The sequence below is a fragment of the Yoonia vestfoldensis DSM 16212 genome (genome assembly GCF_000382265.1).
Lineage (GTDB): Bacteria > Pseudomonadota > Alphaproteobacteria > Rhodobacterales > Rhodobacteraceae > Yoonia > Yoonia vestfoldensis.
The window spans coordinates 103,758-119,681 of record NZ_KB907981.1 but is presented as its reverse complement, the minus strand read 5'-3'; the positions used below and the strand labels follow the sequence as shown (position 1 = coordinate 119,681).

General features: G+C 63.8%; 20 protein-coding genes and 1 other RNA gene. 9 read left to right on the top strand and 12 right to left on the bottom strand.

Annotated features, from left to right (window positions below):
- The gene (locus H147_RS0110850) at positions 1–495 is read left to right on the top strand and encodes a CAP domain-containing protein (protein WP_245541133.1); all 495 of its coding nucleotides are present in this window, start codon (positions 1–3) and stop codon (positions 493–495) included.
- Between the two features lie 47 nt (positions 496–542).
- Here H147_RS0110850 and dtd read toward each other — a convergent pair whose 3' ends face one another.
- The 10 genes from dtd to H147_RS0110800 all read right to left on the bottom strand — a co-directional run bounded on the left by dtd (position 543) and on the right by H147_RS0110800 (position 8,706).
- A complete protein-coding gene (gene dtd, locus H147_RS0110845; RefSeq protein ID WP_019955395.1) occupies positions 543–980 on the bottom strand; it encodes a D-aminoacyl-tRNA deacylase in 438 nt (145 codons plus the stop codon).
- On the bottom strand, positions 977–1,882 hold the full coding sequence (locus tag H147_RS0110840; protein ID WP_019955394.1) for a carbohydrate kinase family protein: 906 nt from the start codon (positions 1,880–1,882) through the stop codon (positions 977–979). The genes dtd and H147_RS0110840 overlap by 4 nt, the downstream gene beginning before the upstream one ends.
- A gap of 13 nt (positions 1,883–1,895) precedes the next feature.
- Entirely contained in the window at positions 1,896–2,999 is a 1,104-nt protein-coding gene (locus tag H147_RS0110835) for a TFIIB-type zinc ribbon-containing protein (protein ID WP_019955393.1), read from the bottom strand.
- Positions 2,996–3,418 (bottom strand): hypothetical protein, encoded by a 423-nt coding sequence (locus H147_RS0110830; protein ID WP_019955392.1) that lies wholly within the window; start codon positions 3,416–3,418, stop codon positions 2,996–2,998. Before H147_RS0110830 ends, H147_RS0110835 begins: the two co-directional genes overlap by 4 nt.
- Positions 3,415–4,512: an SPFH domain-containing protein gene (locus H147_RS0110825; RefSeq protein WP_019955391.1), complete on the bottom strand. Its 1,098-nt coding sequence runs from the start codon at positions 4,510–4,512 to the stop codon at positions 3,415–3,417. Before H147_RS0110825 ends, H147_RS0110830 begins: the two co-directional genes overlap by 4 nt.
- A gap of 26 nt (positions 4,513–4,538) precedes the next feature.
- On the bottom strand, positions 4,539–5,462 hold the full coding sequence (locus H147_RS0110820) for a DUF2927 domain-containing protein (protein WP_245541132.1): 924 nt from the start codon (positions 5,460–5,462) through the stop codon (positions 4,539–4,541).
- Between the two features lie 39 nt (positions 5,463–5,501).
- Positions 5,502–6,695 carry a toxic anion resistance protein gene (locus H147_RS0110815; protein ID WP_019955389.1) on the bottom strand — a complete coding sequence of 398 codons (1,194 nt, stop codon included), beginning with the start codon at positions 6,693–6,695 and terminating at the stop codon, positions 5,502–5,504.
- Positions 6,695–7,588, bottom strand: coding sequence for a 5-bromo-4-chloroindolyl phosphate hydrolysis family protein (locus tag H147_RS0110810; RefSeq protein ID WP_019955388.1), 894 nt, complete (start codon positions 7,586–7,588; stop codon positions 6,695–6,697). The genes H147_RS0110815 and H147_RS0110810 overlap by 1 nt, the downstream gene beginning before the upstream one ends.
- Positions 7,588–7,791, bottom strand: a complete 204-nt coding sequence (locus H147_RS0110805) for a hypothetical protein (protein ID WP_019955387.1) — start codon at positions 7,789–7,791, stop codon at positions 7,588–7,590. Before H147_RS0110805 ends, H147_RS0110810 begins: the two co-directional genes overlap by 1 nt.
- 90 nt (positions 7,792–7,881) lie before the next feature.
- Positions 7,882–8,706, bottom strand: coding sequence for a pseudouridine synthase (locus H147_RS0110800; protein ID WP_019955386.1), 825 nt, complete (start codon positions 8,704–8,706; stop codon positions 7,882–7,884).
- Between the two features lie 64 nt (positions 8,707–8,770).
- Between H147_RS0110800 and H147_RS0110795 the strand changes: the two genes are divergently transcribed.
- The 8 genes from H147_RS0110795 (at position 8,771) to H147_RS0110765 (ending at position 14,093) form a co-directional block, all read left to right on the top strand.
- The gene (locus H147_RS0110795; protein WP_019955385.1) at positions 8,771–9,217 is read left to right on the top strand and encodes a nucleoside deaminase; all 447 of its coding nucleotides are present in this window, start codon (positions 8,771–8,773) and stop codon (positions 9,215–9,217) included.
- 76 nt (positions 9,218–9,293) lie between these two features.
- Complete coding sequence (locus H147_RS0110790) at positions 9,294–9,947, top strand: membrane protein (protein ID WP_019955384.1); 654 nt, start codon at positions 9,294–9,296, stop codon at positions 9,945–9,947.
- A 34-nt stretch (positions 9,948–9,981) separates the two neighbouring features.
- A complete protein-coding gene (gatC, locus tag H147_RS0110785) occupies positions 9,982–10,269 on the top strand; it encodes an Asp-tRNA(Asn)/Glu-tRNA(Gln) amidotransferase subunit GatC (protein ID WP_019955383.1) in 288 nt (95 codons plus the stop codon).
- Positions 10,269–11,750, top strand: coding sequence for an Asp-tRNA(Asn)/Glu-tRNA(Gln) amidotransferase subunit GatA (gatA, locus tag H147_RS0110780; protein WP_019955382.1), 1,482 nt, complete (start codon positions 10,269–10,271; stop codon positions 11,748–11,750). Before gatC ends, gatA begins: the two co-directional genes overlap by 1 nt.
- A 40-nt stretch (positions 11,751–11,790) precedes the next feature.
- Positions 11,791–12,540, top strand: a complete 750-nt coding sequence (locus H147_RS0110775) for a hypothetical protein (protein ID WP_019955381.1) — start codon at positions 11,791–11,793, stop codon at positions 12,538–12,540.
- 59 nt (positions 12,541–12,599) lie between these two features.
- Positions 12,600–13,217: an N-acetylmuramoyl-L-alanine amidase gene (locus H147_RS0110770; RefSeq protein ID WP_019955380.1), complete on the top strand. Its 618-nt coding sequence runs from the start codon at positions 12,600–12,602 to the stop codon at positions 13,215–13,217.
- Between the two features lie 10 nt (positions 13,218–13,227).
- Positions 13,228–13,628, top strand: an RNA gene (rnpB, locus tag H147_RS20355) — RNase P RNA component class A.
- A gap of 72 nt (positions 13,629–13,700) precedes the next feature.
- Entirely contained in the window at positions 13,701–14,093 is a 393-nt protein-coding gene (locus tag H147_RS0110765; protein WP_019955379.1) for a GFA family protein, read from the top strand.
- A gap of 53 nt (positions 14,094–14,146) precedes the next feature.
- Here H147_RS0110765 and H147_RS0110760 read toward each other — a convergent pair whose 3' ends face one another.
- Positions 14,147–14,614 (bottom strand): AAC(3)-I family aminoglycoside N-acetyltransferase, encoded by a 468-nt coding sequence (locus H147_RS0110760; RefSeq protein WP_019955378.1) that lies wholly within the window; start codon positions 14,612–14,614, stop codon positions 14,147–14,149.
- Between the two features lie 19 nt (positions 14,615–14,633).
- Complete coding sequence (locus H147_RS0110755; RefSeq protein ID WP_019955377.1) at positions 14,634–15,878, bottom strand: MFS transporter; 1,245 nt, start codon at positions 15,876–15,878, stop codon at positions 14,634–14,636.
- Positions 15,879–15,924 lie beyond the last annotated feature (46 nt).

Here is a 15,924-nt window from a genome sequence, read left to right as displayed (position 1 = left end):
ATGAAAAGGGGACGCGCGATGATCGTTTTGCAGGCGCTGCTGGTGGCACTGATCACGGGGCTTTCGGCAAATGCCGCGCTGGCCGCCAATTGCGTGGCGCCTGAAAACGTCAATGAGCTTGCGACCGAAATCGCCGCCGGCCTGAACGCAAGCCGCCAGGCCAATGGCGAGCGTCCGCTGCGGTTCAACCGTGATCTGGGCCGCGCCGCGATGACCCATGCCTGCGACATGCACCGCAACGAATTCTTCGCCCATATCGGGACAGACGGGTCGAACCTGCAACAGCGGGTCCGTGCTGTGGGCTACAGTGATTGTATTGTCGGAGAGAACATCGCCTGGGGCTATCCGCGATCCGAACAGATCATCACCGGCTGGATGAATTCGCCCGGTCACCGCACAATCATGCTGCACCCAAGGGTCGAGGAATTCGGCATCGGGATTACGACAGGCACGCGCGGTCCCTATTGGGTGCTGGTCGTGGGGAAAGGCTGCTGAAGGACTTTTTGGTCTCCGGCGGGGATATTTGGTCTCGGAAGATGGCGTCAGATTTCGATCCAGATTGTCACCGGCCCGTCGTTGACGAGTGACACCGCCATATCCGCGCCGAATGTTCCGGTGGCGGTGGTGATGCCCAAGGCACCGATGTCGGCGATGAACTGTTCATAAAGGGTGCGGCCAAGGTCAGGGCTGGCGGCGGTGGAAAAACCGGGGCGGTTGCCGCGCGATGTGTCGGCGGCCAGCGTGAACTGGCTGACGATCAGGGCGGCACCGGCTGTGTCGAGCAGGCTTTTGTTCATCTTGCCCGCGTCATCTTTGAAAATCCGCAGTTTGGCGATCTTGGCGGCAAGGGTGGCGGATTTGTCCGGCGTGTCGCCCGCCATCGCGCAGACAAGGATCAGCAGACCCGGTCCGATCTGGCCGATCACGGCCCCGTCCACGCTGACGCTGGCCTCGCTGACGCGCTGGACCAGCGCTCTCACAGCTCGGAGGCCCAGGGCGGGTTTGCACCCGCGCGGCTGACGGTGACGGCGGCGACCCTTGCGCCGAAGGCGGTCGCGCGCGCCAAAGCATCGCGGTCAGCTGCGCGGAGCACGGATTTGCGCAGCAATCCCTGCGCGTCCAGATTTGCCAGAAACCCCGCGCTGAACGTGTCGCCCGCACCCACTGTATCGACAACCGTCGCTTTGACCGCCGGCACATCGAAATGGCCTGTCGCGGTGACGACCGTCACGCCATCGGCACCGCGCGTCAGCAGGACGACGGTAGCGCCTGTTTTCGCGCGCAAGGCAGCGGCATCGGTATCGCCGCTGATCCATGCCAGATCCTCGTCAGAGATCTTGATGATATCCGCCGCCGCCAGCATCCGGTCCAGCCGCGCGCGATAGGCGGCTTCATCCTTGATGAAACCGGGGCGGATATTGGGGTCGATCATCGTCACCGCACGCGGGGCTTCGCGCAGCATCAGCGCCTCATAGGCGGCCGCACAGGGTTCGACGACCAGAGAGATGCCGCCGAAAAAAAGCGCCTCGGCCTGCGTGTCGGGCAGATCGGCGGGGGTCAGCATGCGGCCTGCGGTGTTTTCATCATAGAAAGCATAGGAGGCATGGCCGTTCGTCAGCGTCACGAAAGCCAGCGTCGTGGGCCGGTCGCTGATCGCGGCGGGGCTGGCATCCACGCCAGAGGTGGTAAGCTGGTCGCGCAGGATCGTGCCGAACAGATCCGACGACAGGCCCGAAAAGAACTGGACCGGCGCGCCGAGCCGCCCGAGTGCGATGGCCGTGTTGAACACCGCGCCACCGGCATGCGGGGCGAAGGCCGCCTCGCCCGCTGCCGTTTCGCGCGGCAGCATGTCGATCAGGGCTTCGCCACAGCATAGGATCATCGTATCTCTCCCGTCATTGGGTGTTAGCGATAACGAAACCTGCGACCAGTGCCAAGATCAGACCGGCGATCACGGCACCTGCGATCTTCCATGCCGAATAGGGCCGTTCGCCCTGCACCCGTCCGGTGCGCCCATTGACCACGAACTGATAGCTTTGGCCGCGGTATTTATAGGCCGCCAGCCAGACCGGCAGTAGGACATGCTTGAAGGTCACAGCGCTGATTTGCGTATCGATCTGCCCGATCCGCTGGTCGTCGCCACCGATGTCGTATTTCACATCGCGCGCGATCATCCGGTCCATATAGGCGCGCGCCTCGGAGAACCCGTCCTCGAGCGCGATCTGGTAGCCTTCGGCGCGGAAACCGGCGAGGTAGTCGGGCTTGTAAGGTTCCAACGCGCTGAGGTCCCAGGGTTCCAGCCCGTCGGTGTGCCGTTTGGGCAGGGATTTGGACGCCAGCACCAGCACATCGTCGAAAAACCGCGCGACCTGCCCGGACACGGCGCGCCAGCGGGTCTTGCGCACCTGCACCTGTTGGGTCTTGCCGTTGCGCACGACGGTGCGGGTTTCATAGTAATGCGTTCCGCGCTGGCCGGTATAGCGGCTGGCGGTATCGGCATCGAATGTCCAGTAGGGAACATAGATGCCGTTCATCCGCCGTCCCTTGCGGGCATATTCGGTCAGGCCGCCCGGCGCGAACCACAGGCTGCCCAGCCAGTCGTTCATCGCCTTGTGCGCGGTCGCTTCATCGAGCGCGAAGGGGAGCAACCCCGCAGGCTTGATATGCCGGTGCGTGCCGGTGTCGCTGACCACGGGGCTGGCGCAGAAGGGGCATTCGGCGGCATGCACATCTGGGTCGAATTCGAATTCCGCGCCGCAGGTGGTGCAGGCGACGGTGCGGGTGATCTCGATATCCGCCTCGGGCAGGTGCTGGTCCAGCGCGCGGCGGAAATCCATTTCCTTGATGCTGCCCGTCGTCGTGGTCTGCGGCATCTCTTGGGTATTGCCGCAATGCTGGCAGACAAGCTGGTTCGCCCGCGGATCGAACCGCAGGTTGGCCCCGCAGGCATCGCAGGGAAAGCGGTGATCGACAGGGGCGGCGGGGATGGTCTTGGTCATAGGATCTTGTGCATGAAGCGCGGCAGCATCATCCGTAGGGCATTGTCATAGAGCACGTTGTGCCGCCAGAAATGAAACAGGCCGTGAAACGTACCGACCATCAGCAGCACCAGTAGGCTGTTCCACGCCAGATCAAGACTGGCAAAGCCCAGCAATGCCGCCGCATTGATCGCGACACTGGCCGCCATCACGGCATAAAGCCCGCGATGCATCCACGGATAGGCCGCCCGCAGCGCGCCTTGCAGCTTGGGGCCGGGTTTGCCCAACATGCCCTTGGCCGCTGTCATGGCCAGCCATACCGCCCCCGCGCCGACAAAGGCCCAGCGCAGGATTTCATTGGCCGTGCCGCCTTTGATCATGGCAAGAAGCATCATGAACATCGACCAATGCAGCAGGATTGTCAGCCGCCGTTGTGTCATGCGCCGGGCGGGGGTGGCGGCATGACGGTGAAAAGATTGGCAAGTTCCGTCACATCCTCGGCTGGTTTCCAGCCGTCCTGCCCTTGGGTCCAGACCATGCTGGCGCGGGTCAGCGTGCCGTCCGTGACCTTGCGGCCCATCGCGGCCTTGGAAAAGGGACCGGTGACCTGACCACCTTCGGCGATGTGCCAGACATGTTCGACGGGTGGCGGCGGTGGCGGGGCAGGGGGTGCCGCGACCGGCCCCCAAGGACCTGTCTGCGGGTTGGCCATCTGCATGCCCAAAGCCGCCCCCATGCCCATCCCCATCGCCTGCCCTGCGGCAGAGTTTTCGGTGGCCATGGCCTCGGCGGCTTTCCATTTCAGATGCTCGTCGAGATTGCCCGCAATCCCGCGCGAGGTGCGCGCATCCAGCGCCTTTTCCACGGCGGGCGGCAGGCTGATGTTCTCGATGTAAAGCTCGGGCAGGGACAGGCCATATTTCTTCAACGTGGGGTCGATCGCAGTGGCGACCAGCTTGCCCAGATCGGCGGTATTGGCCGCCATGTCGAGCGCGGGGATACCCGACGCCGCCAGCGCGCGGCTGAATTCCTGCACGATGATGTTGCGGATCTGGTAGCTGATTTCATCCATGGTGAATTCGCCGTCGGTGCCGACGATTTCGCGCAGGAACACGGCCGGATCGGCGACGCGCACGGTATAAGTGCCAAAGGCGCGCAGGCGCGTTGGCCCGAATTCGGGATCGCGCAGCATGATCGGGTTCTTGGTGCCCCATTTGAGGTTGGAGAACCGCGTCGTGTTGACGAAATAGATTTCCGATTTGAACGGGCTTTTGAACCCGTGGTCCCAGTGCTGCAGACTGGTCATGATCGGCATGTTGTTGGTTTCGAGCATGTAAAGGCCGGGGGTGAACACATCGGCCAACTGCCCTTCGTGGACGAAAACGGCAGCCTGCCCTTCGCGCACGGTCAGTTTCGCGCCGTATTTGATCTCGTGGCCCTGCCGTTCGAACCGCCACACCATCGTGTCGCGGGTGTTGTCGGTCCAGTGGATGACGTCGATGAACTGGCCGGACAGAAAGTCGAAGATGGACATGGGCGGTCTCCCTAGGTGGGTTAAGGTCAGCTGGCACCCGCGACCGTCAGATCGCGCGCAATCTCGGCGGCGATCGGGGCGGCGGTGGCGGGGGTCATGCCGGCGGCAAGGCGGCGGTCGTAAAGAATGCGCAGCAGCAATTCGTCATGCCGGGTCAGCAGCGCGAATTCCTCGCTGTCGTTAAAGATCGACGGGCGCGCGGTGTCGCTGTCATTGGCCAGCCCCATGCCCTGCGCCAGTTCCTCATGCAGGCAGGCGGCGCGGATCAGGTTGGGGTGTTCGGCGCGGATCAGCACGACGGCCTGCGCATAGGTGGACTGGCCGGGCTGGAACACAGCCGCGACAAGGCAAAGCTGGTCGCGCGGCAGGGACACGATGCCCCGGATCGTCGCATCGGACAGTCCAGGCACCAGCTTGCGCAGCCGATCAGCCGCCTCACGGCGGTCGTCATCGTCCAGAAACAGCACGTGGAAATTCGGGCTCTCGTCGGTCTGGCTGATCGGCACGCCTGTCAGCCGCGCCAGCCGTGCGGCAAAGGCGGATACGCTGGTGCGGTCCTGATCGCGCTGCGCCAGCGGCACGCTGTCGCTGAAGGCGACATTCATACGGATCGGCTGTTCCCAGCGGCGCAGCGTGGTCTGCCCGCCCTGCCGGACGGTGAAATCGCTGTTGTCGCCATATTCGGTAGCCAGCGCGATCTGGGCAAAATTGCGTGCCAGCATCGTATCGGTGAACGGCGTATCCGCCCCGCCGCCATCGCTGCGCAGCAGGTTCTGCGTCAGCATCTGGGTCTGCAAGGCGGTATAATGGGCCATCAGATTGCGGCTCGCCGCGCTGGGTTCGCGCACGGCAGGCAAGGCGGGCATGATGACGGCAGGCACGGCTTGTGGCGGTGGCACGGGGTCCGACGGGGGCGCTACCTCGCACCCCGTCAGAAAAGCCGCCGTCATGGCAAACGCCACGATAAACCGTGCTGCCGTCATCCCTGCTTACGCCATGCCGGTCGAGGTGCCGATGACGTCGCCAGTCCCAGTCTTGCGCGCGCGCGCGGCCGACAGGGTCTGCTTGAGCTCTTCTTCCATCTTCTGCATCTCGACCTCGGCCTCGGCGCGCTTGCGTTTGCCTTCGTCCGCGATCTCGAGGCTTTCGTTGATCGTGGCGATCAGGTTGGCATTCGCCGCTTTCACCGCATTGATGTCGAACACGCCGCGTTCCATTTCGGTGCGTATGATCTTGTTGGCGTCACGTAGGTTCTGCGCATTGGCGGTCAGCAATTCATTGGTCAGGTCATTGGCATCGCGCACCGCGCGCGCAGCCTCGCTCGACCGCTGGATCGTCACGGCCTGCGCCAGTTGCGTTTCCCACAACGGGACCGTGTTCACCAAGGTCGAATTGATCTTGGTCACCAGAGACTTGTCGTTCTCCTGCACCAGCCGGATCGAGGGCAGCGACTGCATCGTCACCTGACGCGTCAGTTTCAGATCATGCACGCGGCGTTCCAGATCGTCGCGGGCAGAACGCAGGTCGCGCAATTCCTGTGCCTTCATCATCGCCGCATCCACGGGGGCGGCTTGGACTTCGGCCTCTTTCGCGGGGATGGTCGTGGCATCCAGTTCCGCGAGCTTCGCCTCGCCAGCAGCGATATAGAGCCCCAGCTCGTTATAGAACTGCAAGGTCTTGTCATACAGCATGTCGAGGCTTTCGATATCCTTCAGCAGCACATGTTCATGGCGCAAAAGGTCATCGGTGATCTTGTCGATCTGGCCCTGAACCTCCTCGAACCGGGCGGTGAATTTGGCGATGGGCGCGGCACGCCCGATCAGTTTCTCCCACCAGCTGCGTTCGCGCCGCACGTCGAGTTCCGACACCGAAAAGCCCCGGATCGTCGTGACCATGCTGCGCAGGCTGTCGCCCGCTGGGCCCACATCCTTGTTGCGGACACCGGCCAGCATGCTCTGGCTGATCGCTTGCAGGTCGGTCTGGGCCGAGGCACCGAAGGACACAATGGAATTGGTATCGCCGATGTTGATCTCGGCAATACGGCGGTTGATTTCCGCCTTGGTGGCCGTATCGGCGCTGTCGAGCACCACCAGATCGCGCGACGGTTCGGGCAACACGACAGCGGTGACTTTTTCGACCTCGGCCAAAGCCTGGGCCGCCTTTTCGCGGGTAGATTCGGACATCACTCGTTCCCTTTCGTTTTCAGGCTCACGCCCTCTCGCTGCAACCTGTCGCGCAGCACATTGATCTCAATATCCATGTCGGCGTGGTCATCCACCAGCATCTTTTCGGTGCGGGCGGCAAAGTTCTGCTCCAGATCGGTCAAAAGCGCCTCGTATTTCGCGCGCGCCCCGGCATCGGGGCCACGGCGGTAAAGGTCGACGAACTTGGATGTCGCGTCACGCGCCCCCATCAGGTAGACACCCAGATAGCGGCGTGCGCCTGTCAGGTCGCGCGGGTCTTCTTCGATCTTGGCGATCATGCGGCGCGCGACACGCTGGAATCCTGCCACCCGTTCGATCAGGCGGCGGTCGTTCAGGCTGGCGATAGCGGCGGCCATATCGGTCAGATGCGCCTCGGCCTCGTCCACCACGCGCGCCACGCGGTCCTGTTGGAACCGGTCCAGCCCCGCGACCTTTTTGTCGGCAAGCGGGTCGATCCCGAAAGCCGCGACATGCAGCGCAAGCGCCGCCACGCCATAAAGCGCCGATCCCACGATGCCGCTGTCGCCGGTATAGGCCGCAATCGCCACGCCCAAACCCGTCAGCGCCGAAGCCAGCATCTTGCGCGGCAAGGCGGGGCGGCGCGCGACCTTGCGGGCATCATAGGCCGCTTCGGCGCGCAGCCCTTCCTGCAAAAGCCACGCCGCCAGCGTCAGCACCCCGGCACCGGCAAGTGCGGTGACCAGCACCGCAGGCCCTGCATTCAGCGATGTGAACACCAGCACCACGGCGGGCACGTAAAGGATGCGCCCCCGCGATCCCGCCGCCTTGATCCGTACCGGATCGACCGCCGCCTCGCGTGGATCTGTTGTGGCCCCGTCAGGGCTGAACTTGCCGCCGAACCGTTTTGCCATCAGGCCGATCCCAGCCAGCCGGACGCCACGCCGAACATCAGCACGACCAGCACGATATAGGAAATCCGTCGAAAGGGGGCGGGCATGGGGTCTGGGTCCTTTTCTGCGGCACCGCCCGCCATGACGCGCACTGCCCCCAGCACAGCCAGAAAGCCGATCGCCAGAACGGCGACAAAGCTCAGCAGCAGGATCAGACGCAACATGGGGCAGATACTCCGGTCATGGTCGTTCCCCAGATAAGGAGCCTTGCGCGATAATGCGAGAGTTTTGCGTCGATTCCTGCGGCGAAAGGGTCAGCCTGACCGCTTTTTTCCGGCTACCGGCCGGTTGACCGGCTTGCGCACCCGTGTGGGGGCGGGTTTGGCACTGTCCTTGCCCAGATCCTTGTCGGTCAGCCCCAGTTGGTCGCGCACGACACGGCCTTTAACCTCCTCGACGGCACCCGCCTCCAGATTGCCCAACTGGAACGGGCCGTAGCTGACACGGATCAGGCGGTTCACCGTCACGCCGATGGCGTCCATCGCGCGGCGGATCTCGCGGTTCTTGCCTTCGCGCAGGCTGACCGTCAGCCAGGCATTGGCACCTTGCTGGCGGTCGAAGGTCACGATCATCGGCTGATAGCGGATGCCGTCCACCGTGATGCCTGCGCGCAATTGCTCCAGCCGCGCCTCGCTGACCGACCCGTTGATGCGCACGCGGTAACGGCGCAGCCAGCCCGTGCTGGGCAGTTCCAGCCGCCGCTTGACGCCGCCGTCATTGGTCAACAGCAACAGCCCTTCGGAATTGAGATCGAGCCGCCCTACCGACATCACCCGTGGCATCTCCGCGTGCAAGGATGCGAACACCGTGGGCCGGTCCTTTTCGTCGCGCTCGGTCGTCACCAATCCCGCAGGCTTGTGATACAGCCACAGGCGCGGTGCCTCGGGCGCGCGCATGGCTTTGCCATCCACCACGATCCGGTCGGCATCCGTCACATTCAGCGCGGGGCTGGTGATGACCTTGCCGTTCACGCTGACGCGGCCTTCACCGATCATGCGTTCGGCGTCGCGGCGGCTGGCGACACCCGCGCGTGAAAGGACTTTGGCGATCCGGTCGCCCTGGGGTGTATCATTGCTCATGGCTGACCCTTAGCCGCTTTGATCGGCCCTTGCCAGAGATTGCGCGCGCGGGCATCACTCAGCAATGGTTTTCCGCTCGCATATGGATCTCGCGCTGGCCGAGGCGCGCGCCGCCGCTGTCCGCGGCGAGGTGCCGGTCGGGGCCGTGATCGCACGTGACGGTGCAATCATCGCGCAGGCGGGCAACCGGACGCGCGAACTGAACGACCCCACCGCCCATGCCGAAATGCTCGCGATCCGCGCCGCCTGTGCCGCGCTGGGGCAGGAACGGCTGACCGGCTGCGATCTTTACGTCACACTCGAACCCTGCCCGATGTGCGCCGCCGCCATCAGCAATGCGCGCATCGCGCGGCTTTATTATGCCGCCGCCGACCCCAAATCTGGCGGCGTGGCACAAGGCCCGCGCATCTTCACTCATCCGCAATGCCACCACCGGCCCGAAATCTATGACGGCATCAGCACCGCCGAGGCCGAACAGCTCTTGCGCGATTTCTTCGCTGCAAAACGCTGATCACAACTTCTTTTTTCCACAAATACTCCCGCCGGAGGCATAAGAGTCTTTCGACCCCATCCTCAAGAGGCCACGCATGGACTGGCACAGCCATATCGACGCCTATTGCGAACGCATCGACCCCGGCTTCTGGTCCGAACCGATCAATGCGCTGACCAATCTCGCCTTCCTCATCGCCGCCCTTTGGGTCTGGCCACGCACCGCAGGGCTGCCGCTGGCGCGCGCGCTTGCTGCGATCCTTTTCGCCATCGGGATGGGCAGTTTCCTGTTCCACACCTTCGCAACCCCTTGGTCCGCGCTGATGGATGTGGTCCCGATTGGAGCTTTCATCCTGCTTTATCTATTCGCGGTGCACCGGGATGTGATCGGGCAGGGGGTCTGGCCTGCCTTGGGGGCGACGGCGCTGTTTTTGCCCTTCGCTGCGATCACGGTGCCGCTTTTGGGGATGCTGCCGTTCTTCGGCATTTCGGCCTTCTACTGGACCGTGCCGATCCTCTTGGTGGTCTACGGGCTGGCCTTGCACAAAACGCCCCATATCACGCGGGGGTTCCTGACAGGGGCGGCGCTGCTGGCGCTGTCGATCACCGCGCGCTCGGTTGATGAAATCCTGTGCAATGTCATCCCTTTCGGGACGCATTTCCTCTGGCATATCCTCAACGCTGGCATGCTCGCATGGATGATCCTCGTTTACCGCCGCCATATGCTTGCGGGCGCGCCCCGAGACCGCTAAACGCGCATGAAGATTGCACCGGAGAATTCTGCCCATGTCGATTGATACCGAAACCGCCCGCCGCGTGGCCAAGCTCGCCCGCATCGCGGTCGCCGAGGACGCGCTGCCGGCGCTCGCCGCCGAATTCAACGCGATCCTCGGGTTCATCGAACAATTGAACGAAGTGGATGTGGACGGCGTGGAGCCGATGACTTCGGTCACCCCGCAGCGGCTGAAACGCCGCGCCGATGTGGTCACAGACGGCAACCAGCAGGCCGCCGTGCTGAAAAACGCGCCCGATGCGCGCGAAGGGTTTTTTGCCGTGCCGAAGGTGGTGGAATAATGTCCGATCTGACCAAACTGACGATTGCCGCCGCCCGCGACGCGCTGCGCAAGGGTGACGTCACCAGCACCGAGATCACGCAGGCCTGCCTGACCGCCATCGACAGCGCGGACGCGCTGGGCGCTTTCGTCCACAAGACCCCCGAAATCGCACTGGCGCAAGCGCGCGCCGCCGATGCGCGGATCAAGGCGGGCGACGCGCCCGCGATGTGCGGCATCCCCTTGGGCATCAAGGATCTGTTCTGCACCAAGGGTGTGCCGTCGCAGGCCGCGTCCGGCATCCTGCAAGGCTTCAAGCCGGAATACGAATCGACCGTCACCGGCAAGCTGTTCGATGCAGGCGCCGTGATGCTGGGCAAGCTGAACATGGACGAATTCGCCATGGGCTCGTCCAATGAAACCTCGACCTACGGCCCTGCGATCAACCCGTGGAAGGTCGACAACCGGAACCTGACCCCCGGCGGCTCGTCCGGCGGCTCGGCCAGTGCTGTTGCCGCTGATCTCTGCCTTGCCGCCACAGGCACCGATACCGGCGGGTCGATCCGCCAGCCTGCGGCCTTTACCGGTATCACCGGCCTGAAACCCACCTATGGCCGCGTGTCGCGCTGGGGGATCGTGGCGTTCGCCTCGTCGCTGGATCAGGCGGGGCCGATGACCAAGGATGTGCGCGATTGCGCCATCATGTTGCAGGCGATGTGCGGCCATGACCCCAAGGACAGCACCAGCGCCGATCTGCCCGTGCCCGATTTCGAGGCGGCCCTGACCGGCGACATCAAGGGCAAGACCATCGGCATTCCGCGCGAATACCGTATGGACGGCATGCCCGGCGAGATCGAAAAGCTCTGGGAAGACGGCACAGCGATGCTGCGCGACGCCGGTGCCAAGATCGTCGATATCAGCCTGCCGCATACAAAATATGCGTTGCCCGCTTATTACGTCATCGCCCCCGCCGAAGCCTCGTCGAACCTTGCGCGCTATGATGGCGTACGTTTCGGCCATCGCGCGAAACTGGCGGCGGGCGACGGCATCACGCAGATGTATGAAAAGACCCGCGCCGAAGGCTTCGGCCCCGAGGTGCAGCGCCGTGTCATGGTCGGCACCTATGTGCTGTCGGCGGGGTTCTATGACGCCTATTACAACCGCGCCCGCAAGGTGCGGACCCTGATCAAGCGCGACTTTGACGACGCCTTCGCCGCCGGTGTTGACGCGATCCTGACGCCCGCGACGCCATCGGCCGCCTTCGGCATCGGCGAAATGGCGGATGCCGACCCGATCAAGATGTATCTCAACGACGTGTTCACCGTGACGGTGAACCTTGCCGGTCTGCCCGGCATCGCGGTGCCCACCGGGCGCGACGCGCAAGGTCTTCCGCTTGGTCTGCAACTGATCGGCAAGCCGTGGGAAGAGGCGGAATTGTTGAACATCGCCTACCGGCTGGAAACGGCTGCGGGCTTTGTAGCCAAGCCAGTGAAGTGGTGGTAGTTTCAAGCGGATGATTGCAGGTGATAGGGGTGTGCAAGGAATGAAAACAGGGATCTTGATACTGGCTGGTGCGCTTGTCTTGGCTGCCTGCACACCGCGCGAATTCGACCGTCCGCGTGGCGTTGGCTTTGATGACCGGTCCATGTTCGAGATCGAACGCGCCCGCCGCGAGGCAGCGCTTGCCGGTGCGCCCGATCCCTTTGCACCACCGCCACCCGTGCAGACTGCCCCGGTGGGTCCGGTTGGCGGTTTCATCCCTGCCAGCGAACTCGCGGCCGCGGGCATCGGTCAGGCGCAGATTGGCCAACCTCTGCCTGCACAGCCGGCGGCCACGCCGGTGCAACCTGCCTTGCAGCCGCCGATGACGCCGGTGCCGGCACCGCTTGCGCGCAGCAATACGGGCATTTCCGACGAACAGAACTTTGACGCCGTGTCGGGCCGCGAGACCATCGAAAGTGATGCGCAGCGCCGTCAGGCGGCAATTGCCGCACAGGAACAGATCGCCCCGCAGCCCTTGCCGGAACGCCCGACAGGCACCGGGCCGAATATCGTCGAATACGCGCTGAACGCGCCCAATGCGCGCGGGCAGGAATGGTACAGCCGGTCGCTGTTGTCCGGTCAGGCGCGGTTCCAGCGCAATTGCGCCGCCTATGCGACGGCTGATGACGCGCAGCGGGATTTCCTTGCGCGGGGCGGCCCGGACCGTGACCGGCTGGGAATCGACCCTGATGGGGACGGCTTTGCCTGCGGCTGGGACCCCGAACCCTTCCGCGCGGCCGTGCGCAACTGATCCGCGCGGAACGCAAATCCCCCAATTGCGGGCCGCGCCGTGATGGTGCGCGCACTGATATGGTGGTGATCCATTACACCGCTATGGCCAGCGCTGCTGCCGCCTGCGACACGCTGTGCAACCCTGACACGCAGGTGTCCGCCCATTACCTGATCGCCGAGGATGGCACGGTGCTGTCGCTTGTCCCCGAGGACCTGCGCGCCTGGCATGCGGGGGCAGGGCGCTGGGGGGCGGTCACGGATGTGAACAGCCATTCCATCGGGATCGAGCTTGCCAACGACGGCAAAAGCCCCTTCGCCGCCCCCTTGATGGACGCGCTGGAGGATCTTTTGCGCGGGATCATGCGGCGCTGGGATATGCCGCCAGAGCGGATCATCGGCCATTCCGACATGGCCCCCGGCCGCAAGATCGACCCCGGCCCGCGCTTTGACTGGCGCAGGCTGGCCTTGCAGGGCCTGTCGGTCTGGCCGGAGGCGGGGCAGGCTGACCCCGCAGGTTTCGCCGCTGCCATGCGCACCTTTGGCTATACTGCCACGGATGACCCCGATCTGCTGCTGCAGATCTTCCGCCTGCGGTTCCGCCCCTGGGCGCAAGGGCCGCTGGATGCCACTGATGCAGGCCTGATCGCGGACCTTGCCCGCCGTTTCCCCGTTGACGCGGGCGGGCAGGCTGCCTAACTGCGCTTGCGCGGATGGTTGGATGGCTGCGGTCCCGGACTTGATCCGGGTTCGAGGAAAGTCCGGACTCCACAAAGCACGGTGCCGGGTAACGCCCGGCGGGGGCAACCCCAGGGAAAGCGCCACAGAGAACAGACTACCCTCTACACGGGGGAAAAGGTGAAACGGTGGGGTAAGAGCCCACCGCGCGATGGGCAACCAGAGCGGCAAGGCAAGCCCCACCGGGAGCAATGCCAAATAGGGACCGCGTGCGGTGTTGATCCTGCAAGGGATATCAGCCGCAGGGAGGCTTGAACCCGAGCGGTCCGGGTTGGCAGCTAGAGGGCGTCTGGCAACAGGCGCTCCAGATGAATGGTCATCCAGGGTGGTTCGCCACCCGGACAGAATCCGGCTTACAGGCCATCCGCGCAACTTTGAGCTTTGATTGCTGACGACGTGCAGCCATTCTTTCTGCGGACTACAGATTTGGGGGAGCAAGGTGATATGGAACATTTCACCGGCGGGTGCCTGTGCGGCAAGGTGCGTTTCAGCGCGACGGGGCGGCCCCTGCGGGCCGGCATCTGCCATTGTCTGGACTGCCGCAAGCATCACGGCGCGCTGTTCTACGCGGCGGCGATTTTTCACCAAAGCGCTGTGCAGATCGACGGGGACACCGCGTCCTATCAGGGTCGCTTTTTCTGCCCGCAGTGCGGGTCATCCGTCTTTGCGCGCAGCGAAAATGAGATCGAGATCCATCTGGGCAGCCTAGATGAGATTGACCAGTTCAGTCCCGATTACGAAGGTTGGGTGGTGCGCCGAGAAAGCTGGTTGCCCGTATTTGCGGGCTTGAAACGATCTGACCGGAACCGAGCGCCGGTCAATGCGCGCGATGACTGATCCAGCACATCCCGCCCGCTGTCGTCGGGGCAAGGCGGGTGACGGAACCTGCGTCAGTCCAGCGGCAAATCGAAATGCATCACATCCTCGCGCGTGCCAAGCTTGGTATAAAGCGCAATGGCGGGGTCGTCGCCATGGTCCGCCTGGACATAGATGACCGCACCACCACGGGCTGTGGCGATCTCTTTCAGCGCTGTGATGATCGCTGTCGCGATGCCGCACCGCCGCCATGCTTCTGCGACGGCCAGATCGTAGATGTAGAATTCGCTGCGTTCCTGCTCGAACTTGCGCAATTCGTAGGCCACGAGCGCGCCAACGACATCCGCCCCCGTCACCGCCACCAGTGCCACGACATCACCGCGCGCCAGAAGATCGTTCCGATAGGCCTGCCCGGGGCGCGCGGCCGCATAGTTGTCAGGATCATCGAACGCCTCTGCGAAAAGGTCGAGCATCGCGTCGAAACGTGCATCGTCACCAGGGCGCAGCCTGTGGATGGCAAGATCGGATTGCGTCTGTGTCATGTGTCAGGTCCGTCGGACGTCACTTTGATTGCGCTGTTGCTTCTGCCCATTCCACGGCGGCTTCGACGGCGACGGTGGAACTGCTTGGCAATACGTTAAGGTAGCTTTCGGTCTTGTCCACCGCGACAGGCGCCCTTTGCGTCATACGGTAGAGCGCATAGCCCGCGATCGCGGCGAAAGTCACGCCAAGGACCAACCAGAATGCGTATGGACCCAGCGTCTCCATGGCGAACCCGGTGACCAACGGCCCGATGATCGCGCCAAGGCCGAAGGTGAACACCAGCCCGCCTGACGCTGCGGGCATATCCTCGGCCGCAAGCGAATCGTTCGTATAGGCCAGAAACAAGGCGTAAAGCGGCGTCGTCACCCCGCCTGCAAAAAACGCCGCAGCGATCAGCGGTATGAGCCCGCCGCCTGTCATCCAGCCGATGGTGCAGGATGCCGCGCCAAGGGCGGCGGCGCCGAAGATCAGCTTGCGGCGGTCCATTTGATCCGACAGCCAGCCGATCGGGTATTGCAGAACCAAGGCCCCCGCGAACAGCATCGCGATGAACAAAGCGATCTCGTTTGCCGTCAGCCCGATCTGCGTTCCGAAAACCGCACCCATCCCCGATTGGGTCGCATAGACGCTGCCCAGCAGGAAAATGCCGACCGTTCCCAGCGGCGAGCCGCTGAAAAGCGCGCGCAACGGCATCGGGCGCGCCACCGCGATTGCGGGGGCGGGGGCAACCGACAGCAGGATCGGCGCAAAGGAGACGGACACCAGAATAGACGCCGCGATGAACAGGACCGATGTGCCCGCATCGCCCAATGTCAGCAGACCTTGCGCCCCGATGATACCCAATGTCTGTGCAATCATATAGGCTGACAAAAGCTTGCCGCGTGTGTCGTTCGTGGCGGCGTTGTTCAGCCAGCTTTCAGCGGCGACATAGATGCCCGACATGCAGAACCCGATGACGATCCGCAGGATGGTCCAGAACCACGGATCCGCCAGCAACGGAAAGGCGATCAGCCCTGCGGACATGAAGCTGCCAAGAGCAGCAAAGACGCGCACATGCCCGACCCGGCGGATCAGCAGCGGCGTCAGGCGTGCCCCCGATAGAAAGCCCATGAAATAGCCGGAGGTCACGATCGCGAGCGCCGCGGGCGAAAATCCTTCGATCCCGCCGCGCAGGCCGATCAGGGTGAAATGCATCCCGTTGCCCAGCATGATCAGCACGATGCCCAGCAAAAGCGCCCAGACGCCTGACAGAACCTTGATCATGCGGCACCCTTTCGCGCGAAAAACCCTTTACATCAGGTTGGTCACA

Excerpts from the sequence above, each read along its gene's own strand:
- H147_RS0110850 (WP_245541133.1), top strand. The coding sequence starts at position 1 with ATGAAAAGGGGACGCGCGATGATCGTTTTGCAGGCGCTGCTGGTGGCA.
- H147_RS0110840 (WP_019955394.1), bottom strand. The coding sequence starts at position 1,882 with ATGATCCTATGCTGTGGCGAAGCCCTGATCGACATGCTGCCGCGCGAA.
- H147_RS0110835 (WP_019955393.1), bottom strand. The coding sequence starts at position 2,999 with ATGACCAAGACCATCCCCGCCGCCCCTGTCGATCACCGCTTTCCCTGC.
- H147_RS0110830 (WP_019955392.1), bottom strand. The coding sequence starts at position 3,418 with ATGACACAACGGCGGCTGACAATCCTGCTGCATTGGTCGATGTTCATG.
- H147_RS0110825 (WP_019955391.1), bottom strand. The coding sequence starts at position 4,512 with ATGTCCATCTTCGACTTTCTGTCCGGCCAGTTCATCGACGTCATCCAC.
- H147_RS0110820 (WP_245541132.1), bottom strand. The coding sequence starts at position 5,462 with ATGACGGCGGCTTTTCTGACGGGGTGCGAGGTAGCGCCCCCGTCGGAC.
- H147_RS0110815 (WP_019955389.1), bottom strand. The coding sequence starts at position 6,695 with ATGTCCGAATCTACCCGCGAAAAGGCGGCCCAGGCTTTGGCCGAGGTC.
- H147_RS0110810 (WP_019955388.1), bottom strand. The coding sequence starts at position 7,588 with ATGGCAAAACGGTTCGGCGGCAAGTTCAGCCCTGACGGGGCCACAACA.
- H147_RS0110805 (WP_019955387.1), bottom strand. The coding sequence starts at position 7,791 with ATGTTGCGTCTGATCCTGCTGCTGAGCTTTGTCGCCGTTCTGGCGATC.
- H147_RS0110800 (WP_019955386.1), bottom strand. The coding sequence starts at position 8,706 with ATGAGCAATGATACACCCCAGGGCGACCGGATCGCCAAAGTCCTTTCA.
- H147_RS0110795 (WP_019955385.1), top strand. The coding sequence starts at position 8,771 with ATGGTTTTCCGCTCGCATATGGATCTCGCGCTGGCCGAGGCGCGCGCC.
- H147_RS0110790 (WP_019955384.1), top strand. The coding sequence starts at position 9,294 with ATGGACTGGCACAGCCATATCGACGCCTATTGCGAACGCATCGACCCC.
- gatC (WP_019955383.1), top strand. The coding sequence starts at position 9,982 with ATGTCGATTGATACCGAAACCGCCCGCCGCGTGGCCAAGCTCGCCCGC.
- gatA (WP_019955382.1), top strand. The coding sequence starts at position 10,269 with ATGTCCGATCTGACCAAACTGACGATTGCCGCCGCCCGCGACGCGCTG.
- H147_RS0110775 (WP_019955381.1), top strand. The coding sequence starts at position 11,791 with ATGAAAACAGGGATCTTGATACTGGCTGGTGCGCTTGTCTTGGCTGCC.
- H147_RS0110770 (WP_019955380.1), top strand. The coding sequence starts at position 12,600 with ATGGTGGTGATCCATTACACCGCTATGGCCAGCGCTGCTGCCGCCTGC.
- H147_RS0110765 (WP_019955379.1), top strand. The coding sequence starts at position 13,701 with ATGGAACATTTCACCGGCGGGTGCCTGTGCGGCAAGGTGCGTTTCAGC.
- H147_RS0110760 (WP_019955378.1), bottom strand. The coding sequence starts at position 14,614 with ATGACACAGACGCAATCCGATCTTGCCATCCACAGGCTGCGCCCTGGT.
- H147_RS0110755 (WP_019955377.1), bottom strand. The coding sequence starts at position 15,878 with ATGATCAAGGTTCTGTCAGGCGTCTGGGCGCTTTTGCTGGGCATCGTG.